A 737-nucleotide genomic window follows, 5' to 3' on the forward strand; every position below is an offset into this window, starting at 1 on the left:
TTGCTCGCGTCGAGCGCCGCCGCCAGGCGTCGCTCCTCGTTGTAGTAGCGCGCGCGCTCCCAGAACGCCGGCCGCCCGACCCCGGTCGAGCGATGGCGGCCGAGGATACGGCCTTGGGCGTCCTCGCCGACCATGTCGTAGACGAACAGGTCCTGGGTGGTGATCACGTCGCCTTCCATGCCGAGACCCTCGGTGATGTGAGTGATCCGGCGCGAGCCGTCGCGCAGCCGCGCGGCCTGGACGATGACATCGACGGAACCGACGATGATCTCCTTGACCGTCCGCGAGGGGAGCGAAAAGCCGCCCATGGCGATCATCGATTCCATGCGGTTGAGACATTCGCGCGGCGAGTTGGAGTGGATCGTGCCCATCGAGCCGTCATGGCCGGTGTTCATCGCCTGCAGGAGGTCGAAGACCTCCGGTCCGCGCACCTCGCCGACGATGATCCGCTCGGGCCGCATGCGCAGGCAGTTCTTGACCAGGGCCCGCATGGTGATCTCGCCCTCGCCCTCGATATTGGGCGGGCGGGTTTCCAGCCGCACGACATGCGGCTGCTGCAACTGCAGCTCGGCCGAATCCTCGCAGGTGATGATGCGTTCGTCTTCATCGATGTAGCGGGTCAGGCAGTTGAGCAGCGTCGTCTTGCCCGAGCCGGTGCCGCCGGAGATGACGACGTTGCAGCGTACCCGGCCGATGATCTGAAGGATCTGGGCGCCCTCCGGCGAAATCGCGCCGAA

General features: G+C 66.5%; 1 protein-coding gene. It reads right to left on the reverse strand.

The window, feature by feature from the left end:
• Positions 1–737: TadA family conjugal transfer-associated ATPase (locus MJ956_RS18710; RefSeq protein WP_253965926.1), on the reverse strand; the 737-nt coding region annotated here is incomplete at both ends.

Origin of the sequence: Aurantimonas marianensis, assembly GCF_024195285.1 — a bacterium.
GTDB lineage: Bacteria > Pseudomonadota > Alphaproteobacteria > Rhizobiales > Rhizobiaceae > Aurantimonas > Aurantimonas marianensis.